This window comes from Parendozoicomonas verongulae (assembly GCF_009711465.1).
In the GTDB taxonomy this organism is placed as follows: Bacteria; Pseudomonadota; Gammaproteobacteria; order Pseudomonadales; family Endozoicomonadaceae; genus Sansalvadorimonas; species Sansalvadorimonas verongulae.
In genome coordinates this window covers 1-363 of sequence record NZ_SMME01000471.1, presented here as the reverse complement: position 1 = coordinate 363, position 363 = coordinate 1, and the positions used below count along the sequence as shown (strand labels likewise).

1 protein-coding gene is annotated in these 363 nt (G+C 54.5%); it reads left to right on the top strand.

Translation table 11 applies throughout. The annotated features are described in order from the left end of the window. Nucleotides 1-14 precede the first annotated feature (14 nt). On the top strand, nt 15-363 hold a 349-nt coding region (locus tag E1189_RS24550; protein WP_230459908.1), incomplete at its 3' end, for a hypothetical protein.

Sequence of the window (363 nt, the reverse complement as noted above, 5' to 3'; positions counted from 1 at the left end):
TGTCGGGTGCGCTTGTGTTTAATGAGATGATTGGATTGAGTGAAAGACCGGTTACACCCGTCTTGATCGCAGATATAGGGCCTGTCCCCGGTGTGAGTGCGTTTGTGTCTGGTAAGATTGCCGGATGTAGAGAAAGACTGGTTGCATCCGTCCTGGTCGCAAGTAAAGGGCCTGCTCCCCGTATGGGTGCGCTCGTGGTCGTTGAGATGACTGGATTGGGTAAAAGACAGGTTGCACTGGACACAGACAAAGGGCCTGTCCCCGGTGTGGGTGCGTTTGTGTCTGGTGAGACTGCCGGATGTAGCGAAAGACTGGTTGCATCCACCCTGGTCGCAGGCAAAGGGTTTTTCCCCTGTATGGGTG